Source organism: Psychrobacter sp. FME5 (assembly GCF_014861375.1).
In the GTDB taxonomy this organism is placed as follows: domain Bacteria; phylum Pseudomonadota; class Gammaproteobacteria; order Pseudomonadales; family Moraxellaceae; genus Psychrobacter.
Genome location: NZ_RRYX01000059.1, coordinates 1 through 18,314 on the forward strand (window position 1 = coordinate 1; position 18,314 = coordinate 18,314).

General features: G+C 44.8%; 12 protein-coding genes and 1 pseudogene. 10 read left to right on the forward strand and 3 right to left on the reverse strand.

All coding sequences use genetic code 11. The annotated features are described in order from the left end of the window. Window positions 1–389 precede the first annotated feature (389 nt). The 7 genes from EI161_RS08935 (at window position 390) to EI161_RS08965 (ending at window position 10,121) form a co-directional block, all read left to right on the forward strand. Window positions 390–2,144 carry an AMP-binding protein gene (locus EI161_RS08935; RefSeq protein ID WP_192522677.1) on the forward strand — a complete coding sequence of 585 codons (1,755 nt, stop codon included), beginning with the start codon at window positions 390–392 and terminating at the stop codon, window positions 2,142–2,144. Between the two features lie 269 nt (window positions 2,145–2,413). Further along, window positions 2,414–4,024: a carboxyl transferase domain-containing protein gene (locus EI161_RS08940; protein ID WP_192522678.1), complete on the forward strand. Its 1,611-nt coding sequence runs from the start codon at window positions 2,414–2,416 to the stop codon at window positions 4,022–4,024. Window positions 4,025–4,181: 157 nt separating this feature from the next. Beyond that, the gene (locus EI161_RS08945) at window positions 4,182–4,988 is read left to right on the forward strand and encodes an enoyl-CoA hydratase/isomerase family protein (RefSeq protein ID WP_192522679.1); all 807 of its coding nucleotides are present in this window, start codon (window positions 4,182–4,184) and stop codon (window positions 4,986–4,988) included. Between the two features lie 30 nt (window positions 4,989–5,018). Continuing rightward, window positions 5,019–7,142 (forward strand): acetyl/propionyl/methylcrotonyl-CoA carboxylase subunit alpha, encoded by a 2,124-nt coding sequence (locus EI161_RS08950; RefSeq protein WP_192529437.1) that lies wholly within the window; start codon window positions 5,019–5,021, stop codon window positions 7,140–7,142. A gap of 51 nt (window positions 7,143–7,193) precedes the next feature. Beyond that, entirely contained in the window at window positions 7,194–8,114 is a 921-nt protein-coding gene (locus EI161_RS08955; protein WP_192522681.1) for a hydroxymethylglutaryl-CoA lyase, read from the forward strand. A gap of 196 nt (window positions 8,115–8,310) precedes the next feature. Then, window positions 8,311–9,498, forward strand: coding sequence for an isovaleryl-CoA dehydrogenase (locus tag EI161_RS08960; RefSeq protein WP_192522682.1), 1,188 nt, complete (start codon window positions 8,311–8,313; stop codon window positions 9,496–9,498). A 119-nt stretch (window positions 9,499–9,617) separates the two neighbouring features. After that, window positions 9,618–10,121 (forward strand): energy transducer TonB, encoded by a 504-nt coding sequence (locus EI161_RS08965; RefSeq protein WP_192522683.1) that lies wholly within the window; start codon window positions 9,618–9,620, stop codon window positions 10,119–10,121. Between the two features lie 101 nt (window positions 10,122–10,222). Here EI161_RS08965 and EI161_RS08970 read toward each other — a convergent pair whose 3' ends face one another. Next, a complete protein-coding gene (locus EI161_RS08970; RefSeq protein ID WP_192522684.1) occupies window positions 10,223–10,951 on the reverse strand; it encodes a pantothenate kinase in 729 nt (242 codons plus the stop codon). Window positions 10,952–11,033: 82 nt separating this feature from the next. After that, complete coding sequence (locus EI161_RS08975) at window positions 11,034–12,011, reverse strand: biotin--[acetyl-CoA-carboxylase] ligase (protein ID WP_192522685.1); 978 nt, start codon at window positions 12,009–12,011, stop codon at window positions 11,034–11,036. Between the two features lie 220 nt (window positions 12,012–12,231). On the opposite strand from EI161_RS08975, the gene EI161_RS08980 reads away from it, so the two are divergent. From EI161_RS08980 to EI161_RS08990, 3 genes are all read left to right on the forward strand, one after another. Continuing rightward, window positions 12,232–13,035, forward strand: a complete 804-nt coding sequence (locus EI161_RS08980) for a sulfite exporter TauE/SafE family protein (protein WP_192522690.1) — start codon at window positions 12,232–12,234, stop codon at window positions 13,033–13,035. Window positions 13,036–13,076: 41 nt separating this feature from the next. After that, on the forward strand, window positions 13,077–14,078 hold the full coding sequence (locus tag EI161_RS08985) for a WG repeat-containing protein (protein WP_192522686.1): 1,002 nt from the start codon (window positions 13,077–13,079) through the stop codon (window positions 14,076–14,078). A gap of 140 nt (window positions 14,079–14,218) precedes the next feature. Continuing rightward, window positions 14,219–18,175, forward strand: a complete 3,957-nt coding sequence (locus EI161_RS08990; protein WP_192522687.1) for an AAA family ATPase — start codon at window positions 14,219–14,221, stop codon at window positions 18,173–18,175. A 17-nt stretch (window positions 18,176–18,192) separates the two neighbouring features. Here EI161_RS08990 and EI161_RS08995 read toward each other — a convergent pair. After that, window positions 18,193–18,314: pseudogene (locus tag EI161_RS08995) on the reverse strand (IS982 family transposase); the annotation flags it as partial.

The window sequence follows — 18,314 nt, forward strand, 5'->3', positions numbered from 1 at the left end:
TTCTCTTTGTTGTGGTAAACAAGAGTGTAAGGCGTTGCTTATTTTTTTCAACTATTTCCCAATTCTATACAGCCCCTAATAGATCTAAAGCTTGATTCTCAATTTTTATTACCGCCATTCTCATCAAAAAGCCAGCCGTGCAGTAAATGCCTGACTGGCTTTTTTGTGTCAAATGTTTGCCATGTTTTTATGGTATCTTTTATAGAGTAGTTATTTCTATAACTTAATTAAATGATACATATTGTATTGCTGTGATTGACAGGCTTTCATTGATAGCGTTATAGTAGTTCACACGATGTAAGACCTATTCAAGGAAGAAGGACTTGTCTACAGGCGATTAATAAGCACAATTTATACGTGCCATAAAAAGTAAAACGAAAGGACTCGTTATGACCCAAACTATTGACTTCGATAGCATTCTTAATAATATTCCTAGTATCAATATGGGCGCTCGCTCGTCAAACGCGCCACTCACCCAAAGCTATGACACAGGCCCTGACGTCCCACTGATTGAAGCAACAATTGGTGATTTTTTTGATGCCATTGTTTTTAAATATCCTGAGCGTGAAGCGCTGGTCGTCCGTCACCAAAACATCCGTTGGACCTATCGTGAGCTGCAACAGCAAGTTAATCAACTCGCCAGCAGCATGATTGAAATGGGGCTTGAGATTGGCGATCGTATCGGTATCTGGTCGCATAACAATGCCGAATGGCTACTCATGCAACTGGCGACCGCAAAGATTGGCATCATTCTTGTCAATATCAATCCTGCCTACCGTACTTTTGAATTGCAATATGCGCTGAATAAATTGGGCTGCTCAGCGTTGGTGCTGATGCGTCATTTTAAAACCAGTGATTATGCACAATTAATCCGTGAATTATGTCCTGAGATTTATCATAAAGACTATACCCAGCTTGATTTGGTCGAGATTCCAACGATTGAGCGTATCATTTGGATTGACGAGCCAGATTCTGATGAAGAATTTCACTTTATGCAGAAGTTTTCTGCATGGATGGCTGAAGGTGATGCCAACGATCCACGAGTGGCGGAGCGTCAGGCGCAGCTTAAAAATACCGATGCTATCAATGTTCAATTCACTAGCGGTACGACGGGCACGCCAAAAGGCGCAACGTTAAGCCATCGTAATATCCTTAATAATGGCTACTTTATCGGTGAGGCGATGAATCTCACTGAAAAAGATAGGCTGTGTATTCCCGTACCGTTATATCATTGCTTTGGTATGGTGCTCGGTAACTTAGCAATACTGACACATGGCGGTTGTATCGTTTATCCGAACGATGGTTTTGAGCCATTGTCAGTATTAAAAGCAGTCGAAGAAGAAAAGTGTACAGGTCTCCATGGCGTGCCAACAATGTTTATCGCCGAACTCGACCATCCTGAATTTAAAAACTTTGATTTATCGACCTTGCGTACTGGCATTATGGCCGGCTCTAGCTGCCCGATTGAGGTGATGCGCCGCGTCATCGATGAGATGCATATGAAAGAGGTCACCATTGCTTATGGAATGACCGAAACCAGTCCAGTTTCTTGTCAGACCAATGAACATACGCCTTTAGATAAACAGGTCTCGACCGTAGGACTGGTGCAGCCGGCGCTCGAAGTTAAAGTCGTCGATATCGAGTCTGGCGAGATTGTAGCGTTAGGTGAAACTGGCGAGCTACTCACACGTGGTTATTCAGTGATGAAAGGCTATTGGGGCAGTCGCTTTAAAACCCGCGAAGCGATTCAAGATGGCTGGATGCATACGGGTGATTTGGCAACGATGGATGAGGACGGCTATGTCAAAGTCGTCGGTCGTAGTAAAGATATGGTCATCCGCGGCGGTGAAAATATCTATCCAGTAGAAGTCGAGAACTATCTATACCGTCATCCTAAAATCCGTGACGTGCAAATTGTAGGTATACCAGATAAGCGGTATGGCGAAGTGCTGGCTGCTTGGATTATTCCTAGAGAAGAGGGCTGCTTGACCGAAGAAGAAGTGCGTCAGTTCTGTAGTGAGCATATTGCCCATTATAAAGTGCCGACCTATTATCGTTTCGTCACCGAATACCCGATGACCATCACTGGTAAAATTCAGAAATATAAAATCATTGAGCAGATGAAAGAAGAGTTGGGCTTATAGTTAATTTAACTATTATGTCTAGTTTATTAAAAGTTATAGTTGATACCAAATGAAATAAATACGTTATGTTATGACGCGAGATTCGTATGGATTTTTCTGGCTTGCTGTGCCTACGCCGACAGAGGCTGCAAAAAATTCACCCAAATCTCGCTGTATCGATTGTAAATCGAAATGACTATACGAACACGAGTAAATAATAAAATAACCAGTAGTTAGAATAATTCGCATAACAAGCTACTCGCATTTACGCATCAAAGAAAAGGGATATCATGAGCGCTATTATAACCAGTAAATTGAGTCCAAACGCCGCTGAATTTCAGCAAAACAGTGCCGCTATGCAAGAAGTGGTTGATGACTTATATGGTCACTTGCGTAAAGTTGCCCAAGGTGGCTCCGAGCGTGCGAGAGCCAAGCATTTAGCGCGAGGCAAACTCTTACCTCGCGAGCGTGTCGAGCGTTTGCTGGATGTTGGTACATCATTTTTAGAAGTGGCGCCAATGGCAGCGCATGACATGTATGGTGAAGATATTCCAGCGGCTGGCGTGATTGCTGGTATCGGCCGCATTAACGGCACCGAGTGTATGATTGTCTGTAATGACGCCACCGTTAAGGGCGGTACTTACTTTCCCATGACGGTCAAGAAACATTTACGTGCGCAGGAAATTGCCCAAGAAAATCATTTGCCGTGTGTTTACTTGGTTGATTCTGGTGGTGCAAACTTGCCCAATCAAGATGAGGTATTCCCAGATAAAGAGCATTTCGGGCGTATCTTCTTTAATCAAGCCAATCTTAGTGCCGCTGGTATTCCACAAATCGCCGTGGTAATGGGTAGCTGTACGGCAGGCGGCGCTTATGTACCAGCGATGAGTGATGAGTCTATTATTGTCAAAGACCAAGGAACCATCTTTTTGGGTGGTCCGCCATTGGTAAAAGCCGCAACCGGCGAAGAAGTTACAGCAGAAGATTTGGGAGGCGGTGATGTCCATACCCGTCTGTCAGGCGTGGTTGATCATTTGGCGCAAAACGATACGCATGCATTATCAATCGCCCGTAATATCGTCAGTCATTTAAATCGTCCTGCTAAGCACATTCCGAATCAAATCGAGCCGCTTCCACCACGTTATGATGCCAAAGAATTATACGGAATTATTCCAACCGATAAACGTAAGCCGTTCGATATTAAAGAAATCATTGCTCGTATCGTCGATGACAGCGCCTTTGATGAGTTTAAAGCGCGTTTTGGCACCACGCTGGTTTGTGGATTCGCCCATATCGAAGGCATGCCAGTGGGGATTATTGCCAATAACGGTATTTTATTTAGTGAATCAGCGCAAAAAGGTACGCATTTTATTGAGCTGTGCTGTAAACGCAAAATTCCATTGGTATTCCTACAAAATATCACCGGCTTTATGGTCGGTCGTAAATATGAAAACGAAGGTATCGCTCGTCATGGCGCCAAGATGGTAATGGCGGTGGCGAATGCTAAAGTGCCAAAATTTACTGTCATCGTTGGTGGCTCATTTGGTGCGGGTAACTACGGCATGTGTGGCCGTGCTTATAGTCCGCGCTTCTTATGGATGTGGCCAAGTGCGCGAATTTCTGTGATGGGCGGCGAGCAAGCAGCGTCGGTCTTGGCAACGGTCAAGCGTGATAACTTTGACCGTAAAGGCGAAGCGTGGAGCGACGAAGACGAAGCGGCATTTAAAGCGCCAATACGTGAGATGTACGAAGAGCAAGGTCACCCTTATTATGCCACGGCTCGTTTATGGGATGACGGGGTGATTGATCCTGCTGATACCCGTAATGTGTTGGCATTAGCGCTTAGTGCGGCTCATAACGCCCCGATTGAAGGGACAAGCTTTGGTGTCTTTAGAATGTAAGAGTTTTAATGTCTGCCCATAATAAGTTTTTTTCATTATAAGAGGCTGCTGCGACAACTTTTTAAGAAGTACGATTTGTACTCGGTTTTCTTGTATTAATATTATTATGGATTGATCCAGAGTTTTTTAAGTATTTACATAAAATATAGAGAAAGTTATGCAACAAAATCTGAATAACTATAAAAGTCTATTGGTTAATATTGAGCAGCATGTGGCGACGGTAATCTTAAATCGCCCTGAGATACGTAATGCCTTTAACGATGAGATGATTGCTGAGTTGACCGATACTTTCAAGGCGCTTGGCGCTAATGACGACGTACGCGTTATAGTCTTAGCCGCTACTGGGAAAGCGTTTTGCGCAGGTGCGGATCTTAATTGGATGCGGGCCATGGCAGACTATAGCTATGAAGAAAACCTAGCAGATGCGGATAAGTTAGCACAAATGCTGAAGACTATTTATGAATGTCCGAAACCGACGGTTGCTGCTATCCAAGGGGATGTGTATGCAGGCGGTATGGGTTTGGTTGCCGTTTGCGATGTAGCCATTGCTGTCAAAACAGCCAATTTCTGTTTAAGTGAAGTCCGTTTAGGATTAGCGCCTGCCACTATCAGCCCTTATGTGATACGCGCATTGGGCGCACGAGCATCGCAGCGTTACTTCCTCAGCGCTGAAGTTTTTGATGCCAAAAAAGCGCGTCAGCTCGGCTTTGTGCATGAGCGCGTCAGCGAAGAGTCGCTTGATGGTGCGGTTGCAGCATTCTGCGCTAAAGTGGTCAAAAACAGCCCTGACGCGGTCAAAACCTGCAAGCGTTTATTACATGACGTCGCAGGTGCAGATATTACCGATGAATTAATCGCTGATACGGTTAAAGGTATCGCCGATATCCGCTCGTCAGAGCAAGGAAAAGAAGGTGTGCAAGCATTTTTGCAAAAGCGTAAGCCTGATTGGCTGATAGCTGATTAATAATAAAAATCACAAGAGACAGGGATCGTTATGTTTTCTAAAATTCTAATCGCCAACCGTGGTGAAATTGCCTGCCGTGTTGCTGCGACTGCCAAGCGTCTAGGTGTGAGTACCGTCGCTGTTTACTCTGATGCTGATCGTGAGGCTAAGCATGTCGCGGTCTGTGATGAAGCGATTTACTTGGGTGGCTCTGCGCCAAAAGACAGCTATCTTAAAGGCGATGCTATCATAGCGATTGCCCTCGATGTTGGCGCACAAGCGATTCACCCAGGTTATGGGTTTTTGAGTGAAAATGCAGATTTTGCGCAGGCTTGTCAAGATGCAGGATTGGTTTTTATCGGTCCATCAGCAGACGCTATTCGCGCCATGGGCGGTAAGTCGGAGTCTAAACGCTTGATGGAAGCGGCTGGCGTACCGCTGATACCCGGTTATCACGGCGACAATCAAGATGCGGATTTTTTGAAGCAGCAAGCTGATAATATTGGCTATCCGGTATTGATTAAAGCCAGTGCCGGTGGCGGCGGTAAGGGCATGCGTATCGTCGAGCAGTCTAGCGAGTTTATTGAGTTACTAGAATCCTGTCGCCGTGAAGCCATTACCAGCTTTGGTAATGATCAGGTGTTGGTCGAAAAATATGCCCTAAAACCACGTCACATCGAAATCCAAGTATTCGGTGATACGCATGGCAATTATGTGCATCTGTTTGAGCGCGATTGCTCAGTACAGCGTCGCCACCAAAAGGTACTAGAAGAAGCCCCCGCACCCGGTGTCGATGCAGCTATGCGTGAGGCGATGGGAACAGCGGCGATTGAAGCGGCGCGTGCCGTTGATTATGTAGGCGCTGGCACAGTTGAGTTTATTGTTGAACAACGCGAAGACTCGATGAACTTTTATTTTATGGAAATGAATACTCGTCTACAAGTTGAGCATCCCGTTAGTGAAGCCATTTCGGGTGTGGATTTGGTTGAATGGCAGCTATTAGTCGCAGCAGGTCAGCCGTTACCTAAAAAACAAGCAGACTTGGCTATTAATGGTCATGCGATTGAAGCACGTATTTGTGCTGAAAATCCTGACAATGGGTTTCTACCAGCGACGGGTACTTTATTTACCTATCAAAAGCCCGAGCATAGCACTTTTGTTATTAATAAAAACAGCGCAGATGTGCGTATCGACGATGGCGTCCGCGAAGGTGATGTCATCAGCCCGTTCTATGACTCTATGATTGCCAAGCTTATCGTCCATGCACCCACTCGTGAGCAAGCATTGGCCAAACTTGATCGTGCACTGGCACAAACGCGCATCGTCGGTCTGCCAAATAACGTGGCATTTTTACGTTATATTATAAATACCGAATCATTTAGCCAAGCCAATCTTGATACGGCGCTGATAGAACGTGAGCGTGATGAGTTGTTTGATCAGCATCCGCTTGCGCTATCGACGCTTGCAGTGACGGCTATTACCCAGCAGCTTGCCAGTGAAGCGGCAGCGCAAACAGCGAAAAGTACAGGTGCAGACCCATTTAGTAAACCGATAGGCTTTCGTGCCTTTAGCGATTATACGCGCTCGTTTAGCTTGGTTTATGATGAGAAGTCTTATAACGCTCGTATTAGTAATTGGCACAATGCTAATTGCTCAGACAGCAAAAAAGGCAGCGATAGCCTCAGTAGCTTTGCGCTGGTCATTGAAAAAGAAATCGCCAATACTGAAGAGAATAGCAATATTAATATAGCCGCCCAGACAGAAATGGTCTATGAAGGTCAAGTTAGCTATAACAGTATTGACGCGTATAATCATACGTTATGGTTGGAGGGCGCACGGGTCAATGTTCAAAGTTGGACAAATAAAGAAACCGTTTATGTCTTTACCGATAATGGACGAGATGAAATTACACTGGTCGATATCATGGCGCACGTCGGCGAAGATAGCGCTGCGGTTGGTAGTTTGAAATCACCGATGCCGGGTCAGGTAGTGGCATTTAAAGTAGCCGTTGGCGACACGGTCAAAGAAGGCGAGCCATTAGCTGTCATTGAAGCGATGAAAATTGAGCATACTATTACAGCACCAACCGATGGCGTGGTGGCAGAGTTATTATTTGCGGCGGGCGACTCGGTTGCTGATGGTGATGAGCTGTTGCGTATCGATACGGAAAGCTGATAGCGGACAGACGAGTAATAACAAGGTGAATAAGTAAAAAGGATGATTAGCATGAGTATATCGTATCCAAAGCACGTCACCATCGTCGATGTCAGTCCACGCGATGGCTTACAAAACGAGTCAATGACGGTGCCGACGGCAGTAAAGCAAGCACTTATCGATGATTTAATTGCAGCAGGTATAAAGAAACTTGAAGCCACCAGTTTTGTCTCGCCAAAATGGGTACCGCAGATGGGTGATAATAGTGCGCTGCTCGAAGCACTTGCACCGACACGTCACTCGGACGTTTGTTACTCGGTACTCGTACCGAATATGCGCGGTTTTGAGAATGCTATTTTGCATCGCCCTGATGAAATCGTCATCTTTGGCTCAGCCAGTGAGACCTTTAGCCAAAAGAACATCAATTGCAGTATTGATGAAAGCATTGAGCGTTTCGCGCCCGTTGCCGCTGCAGCAAAAGCGCAAGGCATCAAGGTGCGCGGCGTTATCTCTTGCACCGTCGGCTGCCCTTATGAAGGTGAGATTGACCCAAGCCAAGTGGCGTATGTGACTAAAAAATTAGTTGAGATTGGCGCTGAGCAAATCGGTATTGCGGATACGATTGGTGTTGGCACGCCGCTGAAAGTACAGCGTGCGCTACAAGCTGCATTGGAGTACGCTGATATTGCCATGCTATCTGGGCATTTTCATGACACTTACGGTCAAGCACTAAGTAATACTTTAGCCGCCTTACAAATGGGCGTCAGCGAATTTGATACCTCAGTCGCTGGACTTGGCGGCTGCCCATATGCCAAAGGTGCAACGGGTAATGTCGCCACCGAAGACGTGGTCTACATGCTGCATGGTATGGGTATCAATACTGGTATCGATTTAGAGAAATTAGTAGTGGCAGGCGAGCGCATCAGTGAGTTTTTAGGGCGAGTTAACGGCTCAAACGTGGCACGAGCATTGATTAATAAACGTCAGTCTTAACCAATATAGTCAATCCACTATAAAAGTGTTACCGCGTTAACCTCGCTTGAGGTATTAAATATACATCTACACTCGGTTGCCTTGTACCACTTTCAAATTGAATTGACTATGGCATCAAAACCAGTATAGAAAATATAGTGGCTTTAAAAAACAGATTAAAATTCAAATTTAAAACATTAAAATACAAGGAATGGTTATGAGTTTACCTGGATTGAATTTTCAGCTTGGCGAAGATATCGACGCCTTACGCGATGTGGTACAACAGTTTGCTGCAAAAGAAATCACCCCGCGTGCTGCCGAGATAGACAGTAGTGATGAGTTCCCCATGGATTTATGGCAAAAAATGGGCGATCTTGGTCTACATGGCATTACTGTTCCTGAAGAATATGGCGGTTCTGATATGGGCTATGTCGCGCATATGGTGGCGATGGAAGAGATTAGCCGTGCGTCTGCATCAGTGGCGCTGAGCTATGGTGCGCATTCAAATCTATGTATCAATCAGCTCAAACGTAATGGTAGCGAAGCACAAAAACAAAAGTATCTGCCAAAACTTATCAGCGGCGAGTTCATCGGTGCTTTAGCAATGAGCGAAACGGGCGCTGGCTCAGATGTCGTTAGTATGAAACTGAAAGCAGAAGAAAAAGACGGTAGCTATATTTTAAATGGTAGCAAAATGTGGATTACCAATGGTCCTGATGCCGACGTGATGGTGGTTTATGCCAAGACCAATCCAGAGCTCGGTGCTAAAGGCATGACCGCTTTTATCGTTGAAAAAGGCATGGAAGGTTTTGGCACCGCGCAAAAGCTCGACAAGCTCGGCATGCGCGGTAGTCATACCGGTGAGATGACCTTTAACAATGTCAAAATTCCCCGTGAAAATATCTTGGGCAATTTAAACGAAGGCGTTAAAGTCTTGATGAGCGGTCTCGATTACGAGCGTGCGGTATTGGCTGCAGGTCCTATCGGCATCATGCAAGCAGTAATGGATAACGTCGTGCCCTACATTCATGATCGTAAGCAGTTTGGACAAGCGATTGGCGAATTCCAGCTCATTCAAGGTAAAGTCGCAGACATGTATACTATCTTGCAAGCGGGTCGCAGCTTCTTATATACCGTTGGCAAAAACCTCGATATGCTAGACAAACGTGGTGCCGGTCATAGCCGAGAAGTACGTAAAGATTGTGCCAGTGTGATTTTATGGTGTGCCGAAAAAGCCACTTGGATGGCAGGCGAGGGCATCCAAATATTTGGTGGTAATGGCTATACCAACGAGTATCCGCTTGGTCGTTACTGGCGCGATGCCAAGCTATATGAGATTGGCGCGGGTACCAGTGAGATTCGCCGTATGTTGGTCGGTCGTGAGTTATTTAACGAGACTAAGTAGATATCTTTGGGTTAATAGTAAACTTTTATCCAAAATATCTGCTCTAAAATCTAAAAATGTGCTACGTTATGTATCCAATAGCGTGGCACATTTTAATGATTTGGATAAAAGACTTTTATATGATCAGTAAATTACACATTAAGCCAGTTTTTAATACAGCCTTTCACTTGTTAACCAATATAAAAGCTATCAGTACTTATAGTTTGTTAACTAGCCTACTTGCACTGTTTGCATTGACAGTAAGTATGACGCCAGCGCAGGCAGAGTTAGTTGATTTATCTGATTCAGAAAAAGTGATTCAGTTTTCTAGTCGAGACGCAAATTGGTTACAGCCGCCAAAATTTTCTTTTAATAAACGATCAGTCAGATGCTTAGATGAGGAAACTGGGGAACCTGTTAAGATTAGGAGGGAACAGAAGTTCGAAGTAACATTGGGGTTTCAGGTTGATAAGCAAGGTGAAATAACCAAAATATATGTCGAAAAAAGTAGTGGTAATAAGTGTTTTGATAGAAGGGCTGCTAGACAGGTTCAGACAGGACGTTTGATGCCATTTCTGTTGAAAGGGAAAGCAGTAAAAGGAAGGGCTAGTTTACCCATTACATTTAAATATCGAGCACACTAATTGGTGATAAGAGTTTTCTTTATAGTTTGCTCAAACCAAAAAAAGCAGGGCGCTTAAAACGTCCTGCTTTTTTATTGTTATTTGGTAAACATTCCAAACTATTATGACTGTTTTTCATGGTCAAAATAGCGTGCCAAACCATTTAATAATAAATCATCGCGAAGGCGGACTGGACGGTTGACGTGTTGGGCAATAATGGCAGCGTCACCACCGGTCATGATAATCTCAAAGTTAGGATGGCGCGTGCTAACCTCATTTATAGCCCCAACGATGGACAGCATAATTCCGCGATGTACCGCATCTTTGGTGGTAGTTCCTTGAGCGACACTATCAAAGGTGCCATTAGAGATGGTAATTTGCTTGGTACCAGAAAATAGCGACTCGCGTTGTAGATAGATGCTAGGGAAAATATAACCGCCCAAATGCTCAGCATGATCTATCAAATCAATCGTTACCGCTGTACCGCAGCCAATCACACACTGGCGTTTGGTCTTATCTACGGCGCCAAGCATTTGTAGCCAGCGATCACAGCCAAGTTGTTCATCATTATAAGCGCTCTTCATCAAGGCGTGCTTGGCATCGACATGGACAAACTCAAACGGAATATCAAGGCGACTGAGCGTCTCTGAAACTTTTATGTTGAGGTCGTCGCCGAGTACCGACGAGATCCCGATAAAATGAGGCGCATAACGCTCAAAGCGATCGGTCAGACCCATTAATAATTCAGCAGGCGCTTGCAAATGTTGCTTGGCATCATGCGAGACTATCTGTCCGATATCATCGGTTAGCCAGTATTTAAGGCGGGTGTTTCCAAGATCAAGCCAGAGCATAAATATCCTTATATAGAGTGACGTGATTTTCAACCATTAAGCTGATATTTGGTTCACTTTTAGTGCTCGTTAGGTAAGCGGTTTAAACTTGATAAATAACGTCGATGCGTCCAGTAAAAAGCGCAGAAATATTACCGTTATCTTGGCGTAATTGCAAACATCCATGTGTATCGATACCGCATGCATAACCCGTGATGCTATCTGTTTTGCCGTTATGTTCTTGAGTAACACGCAAGCGTAGTCCTGCCAATGCATCCATCGAGTCAAACTGTTTTAAGAAGCTGTCCAAATTATAGGTTTGACCAGTGGGCTTCTCTAAGCCCAAATGCTCAAAACGTGTCATCGCCGCCATTAACGCCTTGCTCATTTGCTGATAAAGCTCGCGTAAGCTTGGTAGACTGCTTGCTGGTGCTTTTGGCTCCAGTATCCGCTCGATATCCTGTAAGCTAATCGCTTGATAGCTCATGCCTTCACAGGTTTGCGCGGTGAGTTTCGGCGTCGCTTGTACATTGAGACCCACGCCCATCACTACGCCAACCAGCTTGCCAGCTTGGGTGACTGGTTCTATCAAAATACCTGCAAGCTTATGAAAAGGCAGGGTTTGGTTTGCTTTTTTATGTGTCTCTTTTTCAGATAAGTTCAATGCAGAATGATGCGAATAAAAACCTAAATCGTTTGCCCATTTTACCCCGATAGGTGTCAATCCTTGTGCACACAGTTGCTCATTTAGCACTTGAATAACTGGCATTTTAGCCAATTCAACGCCGATAATTAACGACAATAAACCGCTAATCGGCATATGCACTGGATAATATAACGACAGATAAACATTGCCACGCGGTGACTGCCACGAGCGCCCATGTTGCCCACGTCCTGCGCTTTGGGTTTCTGCAGTCAATAGATGCATTTCAGCAGCATTGAGCGTGCCATTCTGCACGTCTGCTATCAGCTGGCTATTGGTAGAGCCGCTACTAATAAGGTGGCGATGGTTGAGTTCAGGCAAATGATCGAGCACTAACGAATGAGGTAGGCCGTCAGATAAATGGGCGAGTGTTGGCATAAGTTTGGTCGATGTAGTTAAGGGAGCAAATGTAGCATTGGAAATCTTTGATATACTGAGCGACTGTTGCTAATAAAAACTGTCGCTAATAAACAGGATCAAATAGACAGCATAAAGATCAGTTTATGATTTGGCAAATGCAATTAAAAATGTGTTATATAAGTGATAACAAAATAAATAATTTGATGAAAGAGATGCATTATAAAAGGCTGATTGAATGATGTTATATGTATGGTTTGTGATTGCAGGAGCATTTGCTGGCGTTAGTGCGGGTCTGTTTGGGGTCGGTGGCGGTATGATTATCGTCCCAGCATTGGTGTGGATTTTTACCGCGTATGATTTTTCACCAGAAGTGGTCACCCATTTGGCCATTGGCACCTCGCTTGCGACCATTGTAGTGACCTCAATCAGCTCACTTACGGCGCATAATAAGCGCGGCGGGGTGCGCTGGGAAGTCTGGCGAAAAATGGCATTGGGTCTAGTCATTGGCAGTCTGGTCGGCGCGGGCGTCGCAGATATGATTGATGGCAAAGTGTTGCAAGCGCTTATCGGTGTTGGCGCACTATTAGTCGCCTTAAAAATGTTGTTCTTATCCAATAAAGAGCAGCTCGGTAAACCATTGCCATCTACTGGCGTACAGTTTGGGGCGGGTACTGGCATCGGTATGGCGTCATCTATTTTTGGGATTGGCGGTGGCAGTTTGACCGTACCGTTTTTAAACTGGGCAGGACTGTCGATGAAGCAATCGGTCGGGACGTCTGCCGCTTGCGGTCTACCGATTGCACTGGCGGGCGCGGCAGGGTTTGCATGGTTCGGTCAAGATGTCGCTAATCTACCTGAGGGCACGATAGGCTTTGTGCATATTTCAGGATTTTTATGTATTTCAGTGGTCAGTTTTGCGATGGCAAAAGTCGGAGCCAAGCTTGCCCATGTCTTACCTGCGCTGACGCTCAAACGTGCATTTGGCGTGCTCCTGCTATTTGCGGGCGGGCAGTTATTGTTAAGTGGAATTGGGGTGATTTAACTAAACCTTAATATTCGAGCTATTAAATTTAGAGTCTTGTTATGTCAATCAAAAAACACTTTATTGAATTTCTCTATTTAAATTTTCCAACTTTTTTAAAGTTGTTTGCTAATCGGTATTATAAAGAGAGAGCTAAACCAAGAATTCAACAGCCTATCATTCATAAGTTTAATGATGAGTTTAGAATCGTTAGACATATGGGGAAGCATAGTCTTATTGATAACAAAGAAAATATTTTTTTATGCCTACCTTACGACGATATCATGCTTCCACAAGAAGGTTTGGCCCTAGTATTCAACATTGATTCTGATAAATTGTATAATTCCGACGACGATGATTGTGAAAGTTTTGGCTTTATTGATGAAAAAGGCAAGCTTGTTATTCCTATGATTTACAGTTGTGGTGATGATTTCTCTGGTGGTTTAGCCGTTGTCAAAAAAAATGGTAAATGGGGCTTTATTGATTCATTAGGGAAAACAATCATAGCCTTTAAGTATGAAGATGCTATGAGCTTTGAAGAGGATTTAGCCGCTGTGCAATTAGAGGGCAAATGGGGCTTTATTGATAAACAAGGACAGATGATAATTGAGCCTAAGTATCAAGAAGCTAATAGCTTCAACTTAGGGTTGGCAGCAGTGAAACAAGATGGTAAGTGGGGTTATATTGATAAAAACGAGAAATTTATCGTATCCAATGATTTTGATTGGATAAATATATTTAAAGAAGGTTTGGCCGCTGTAGAAAGTAATGGTAAGTATGGTTATATTGACGTATTAGGCAATATCGTCATTCCTTTGATTTACGACTATGCTGATGAGTTCAGCGATGGCTTAGCTGGAGTGATGCAAAAAGATACGCGTGGTTTTATAGACAAGTCAGGTAATATAATTGTCCCTTTAAATTATGATTTCGTCGGGGATTTTAGCAACGGAGTCGTTTCTGTGACTTACCAGGATGAAGAAATTTGGTTCGATAAACAAGGTAGTCAGGTCGAAAACCCTAACCAACAAACCATAGATAAAATCCTATTATCTGAGAGTTAATCAATGGTAATTAAATGAAGGTTAGTAGTAATAGTAATAAATGCTATGTATTACTATTACTTAACCCTCTAAAACCCTAAAAACCCACCACAATATCAGGTAGAATAGCCGCCTGTTTTTGCTAAGTTTACTGATTCTTCATGCGTCTAAAATCTCTCAAGCTGGCAGGCTTTAAATCCTTTGCCAATCCTACGACTTTTACCTTTCGACATGGCATTACCGCCATTGTCGGACCGAACGGCTGTGGCAAATCTAACGTTATTGATGCCATTCGCTGGGTGCTGGGCGAAACCTCTGCTAAGCAATTACGCGGCGGGGCGATGAGTGATGTCATCTTCGCTGGTACGCAAGATAAAACGGCCAAAAGTGTCGCTAGTGTCGAGCTAACTTTTGAGCATACCCAAGATGAGCAGACGGGTATTCGCCACGAGTTCAATCTCTATCAAGAGCTATCCGTCCGTCGTCAGGTAAATAAAGAGGGGCGCTCAGATTACTTTATCAATGGTACCCGCTGTCGTCGCCGTGATGTCGTCGATGTATTCTTGGGCACTGGCCTTGGTGCACGCAGTTATGCAGTCATCGAGCAGGGCATGATTGGGCGAATTGTAGATTCCAATCCGATGCAGCTGCGAGAGTTTATCGAAGAAGCAGCGGGAGTGTCGCGCTATCAAGCGCGCCGTGAAGAAACCCAAAAGAAGCTTGAGAAAACTCAAGATAATTTAGCACGTCTGCATGATATGCAAAGCGAATTGGTCAGCCAACAAAGGCGACTGTCCAAGCAAGCAGCCAGCGCTAAACGTTATGAAGCGTTAGCGCTAACACTGGCTGATATCAAGCAACAGCTTTCCATTCAGCAGTTATATCAAGCCAAACATAACCAGCAGCAGCAAAAATTAGCCCATGAGCGTATCGCCGCCGAAGTCGCCACCCTGCAAGCGAGTTACGAGACGCTAAAAACTCAGCAAGATAAGTTGGCTGCCCACATCAATCAAGAGCAATGGCTCAAAGACGATGCCCAAAGTAGCCATTATCAGCAGCAATTAAGCTATCAACAAGCAGAGCATCAACTAAGTGACGCAAAGTCCCAGCTGCACGCCATCGAGCAGCAGCTTGCGAGCTTATATCAGCAGCGCGAGCAAGCAAGCAAAGAGATTGAGCGCTTAAAGGCTGAGCAGATTGAGCAGCAAGAGTCATTAGCAGCTTTGCGTCCACAGCTTAGCGAGTTAGGCGGTAAACGTGAGACGTATAAAGGCAATGAGCAACCATTGCAGCGTGCCTACCATGACGCGCAAAACCAGTTGTCGCGTTTACAAGATAAGGCTCGCTCGCTCGAGCAACAGCAAGCCATTAATCATCAAGCCCAAAAACGTCAGCAGCAAAGCCAGGAGAAATGGCAACGTCGCCAGCAAAATTGGCAGGATTTGTGGCAGCAATTACAACAATCACTATCACCTATTGATACTAATAATGGTACTGATGGGCGCGAAAAAATTGATGCGAACCATTTACAGCAGACCTTAGAGACGCAGGTTGCTGAGCTGAATAAGCAATTGCAGCAGATTGAGCGCCAACAAGACAGCATCGATGAGCGATTAGCAGAGCTACAACCGCAAGCCCATGATTTGCAGCAGCGTTTGAATACGCAGCAGCGCGAATTAAATGAGTCTGAAAAACGCCACGCCGTATTGGCAAGTGAATACGATACTCTGCACCAGATATTGCATCTGAAGCCGACGCCAAAACCTCAACAGCCTATTAATGGGCAAACTGAATTAGAAAGAAATGCTGCCAATAACGCTCACGACTTGGCTGTTGCAACTTTACGTGAACAGATTGAGTTAAGCGCAAAAGGACGTGAGCACGCAGCACTACTCGATAGCGTATTGGCGTTATGGTTAGATAGCCATGTGCTAATCTCAAATCAAACCCATCAACTAAGCGTTAATAACGCGCGTGCTGACTCTGAGAAAACGCACAGCTTATGGCAGGTGCTTGAGCCTGACTTAACCGACTTGTTTATTTATCAGACAGCGCAAAACCAGATTGTACAAAAGAAGCACACTAATACAGAAGGTAAGTCATCAATAACAAATGGTTATAGCTTATTGTTATCTGCTAAACAAAATTACGTGAATGCAGAGCTGTTTATTGGTGATTTACCAGATAACTTGGTTGATAAAGTTCTGCCTTTAACAGAGCTGATTACGCTACCAACGTTAGTGCTTTGGCAGCAGTGCTATTTATATATCGCCCAACCTGAGGAGATCAGTCAACAGTCTCACAATGAGCTTGCCGAAATATTAAAAGTATTGCCATCATCAGCTATTTTGCTCACAACTGATGGTTGGCTTATCAGTCGTCAAGGTACAATCAATTTAAGCAAGTTTGCTGGCGCGCAAAATGGTCAAAATGATAGCAGTAGTCAGTTTTTGACCCAGCGTTTACAGCAGCGTACGCGTCTACAAGCGCTAGAAGAATTGCTTGATGACATTGAATTAAAAATACAACACCAACAAAAAGCCATTACTAAAAATCAGCATGACTATGATGCGCTGACGGTCAATGTAGAAGAAACCCGCGCTCAAGCGCAGCAACTAACCCGCGATAAGCATCAATACCAGCAGCAACTTACTACTCAGCGCGCTAACGTTGAACGCCTGCAAGCAGATAGCCAGCGTCTAAATACTGATAAAGAAGCCCTTGAACAAGAGCAGCAAGAACTGGCACAAGAGCTACAGACACTTAATGATGAACAGCAGCATATTCAAAGTGAGATCACCGCACTGACGCCAAAAATAGCGGATGCTCGTACGACAAGTCAGCAATTGCAAACTGAGCGTAGTGAGCTCGCTCGCACACGACAAGCGGATGATGACGCTTGGCAGGCATTACAACTGCGTATTCAGCAAAGTGACATTCGTCTTGAACACAGTGTCAGCAGTCTTGCGCGGGCAAGTACGCAATATGATAAGTCGCTCGAAAGCGAGCAGAGTTTACAGACAAAGTATGAGCAACAGCAAAATAAGCTGCCAGCACTACAAGCGGCATTACAAAGCGCACAAACCGCGCGCGATGAGCAGCAGACGTTATTGACGACGCGCGAGACCGCATTGAACGTGCTTAAACAAGATTATGCGCAGCAGCAGACGGAATTAGATACGCTGCAACAGTCATTGCAAACCCAGCAAAGCGAGCTTGCTCAGCATAGTACTGAGCTGGCATTAAGCGCCGCAAGGTTGGATGATGCCAGTAGCCATACGCAAGAAGCGCTAGATGCTTACTATAAGGTAAGTCATAAATATAAAGCGCAATCGGACATATCGCAGCAACCGCAACAAACCATGAATGTCTCAAACCTATTGGCTGATTTTATCGCGCATGATCGCCGTGTGCGTCCAGATAAAATCGCTGAGCTTGAGTCGGAGCGTAGCAAACTTGAGCAGCAATTAGGTAAAATTGGCGCGGTCAATCTGGCGGCAGTGGCAGAGTTGGCAGAAGTTAATGAGCGCTTAGAGCCACTAGCGCAGCAGACCACAGACATTGCCGCTAGTATGCAGACGTTGACCGAAGCGATTGCCTCGATTGATGAAACTACCAAGACGCTGTTTACGCAGACGCTCGATGCGGTCAATAATGAGCTTGCCAATTTATTTGCCAAGGTTTTTGGCGGTGGGCAAGCCAGTCTAACGCTCAGTACTGACGATATGCCAGATAATACCCCAAAAACGGAGCAGTGGCGGGCAGGACTGACCTTGATGGCACAACCAAAAGGCAAACGTAATAGTCGCCTCGCTGTACTGTCAGGCGGTGAAAAAACTCTAACCGCGCTGAGTTTGATTTTTGCGATATTTAAGCAGCATCCAGCCCCGTTTTGTGTGCTTGATGAAGTCGATGCACCGCTCGACGATGCCAATGTTGCGCGTTTTACCAGTTTGATTCATGAGTTGGCAGATGATTTGCAATTTATCTTTATCAGTCACAATAAATTGACGATGCAGATTGCTGATGAGCTTAAAGGCATCACCATGCCAAATGCGGGTATTTCTACTTTGGTTAGCGTCTCGCTTGATGAGGCGGCACGCTATATTACTGAATAGGATAAATAACCCCACTCTCAACTTGAAATAAGCAACTCAAACTGAAGAGGCGGGTTACCAAGTTTTTTGTTGAGTACAAAGCATAGATTATGCGACAGAATCTTACGAATCAATCGATGAGACAAATGCCATAAATCTC

Coding starts and splice junctions, on each gene's coding strand:
- EI161_RS08935 (WP_192522677.1), top strand. CDS start 390: ATGACCCAAACTATTGACTTCGATAGCATTCTTAATAATATTCCTAGT.
- EI161_RS08940 (WP_192522678.1), top strand. CDS start 2,414: ATGAGCGCTATTATAACCAGTAAATTGAGTCCAAACGCCGCTGAATTT.
- EI161_RS08945 (WP_192522679.1), top strand. CDS start 4,182: ATGCAACAAAATCTGAATAACTATAAAAGTCTATTGGTTAATATTGAG.
- EI161_RS08950 (WP_192529437.1), top strand. CDS start 5,019: ATGTTTTCTAAAATTCTAATCGCCAACCGTGGTGAAATTGCCTGCCGT.
- EI161_RS08955 (WP_192522681.1), top strand. CDS start 7,194: ATGAGTATATCGTATCCAAAGCACGTCACCATCGTCGATGTCAGTCCA.
- EI161_RS08960 (WP_192522682.1), top strand. CDS start 8,311: ATGAGTTTACCTGGATTGAATTTTCAGCTTGGCGAAGATATCGACGCC.
- EI161_RS08965 (WP_192522683.1), top strand. CDS start 9,618: ATGATCAGTAAATTACACATTAAGCCAGTTTTTAATACAGCCTTTCAC.
- EI161_RS08970 (WP_192522684.1), bottom strand. CDS start 10,951: ATGCTCTGGCTTGATCTTGGAAACACCCGCCTTAAATACTGGCTAACC.
- EI161_RS08975 (WP_192522685.1), bottom strand. CDS start 12,011: ATGCCAACACTCGCCCATTTATCTGACGGCCTACCTCATTCGTTAGTG.
- EI161_RS08980 (WP_192522690.1), top strand. CDS start 12,232: ATGTTATATGTATGGTTTGTGATTGCAGGAGCATTTGCTGGCGTTAGT.
- EI161_RS08985 (WP_192522686.1), top strand. CDS start 13,077: ATGTCAATCAAAAAACACTTTATTGAATTTCTCTATTTAAATTTTCCA.
- EI161_RS08990 (WP_192522687.1), top strand. CDS start 14,219: ATGCGTCTAAAATCTCTCAAGCTGGCAGGCTTTAAATCCTTTGCCAAT.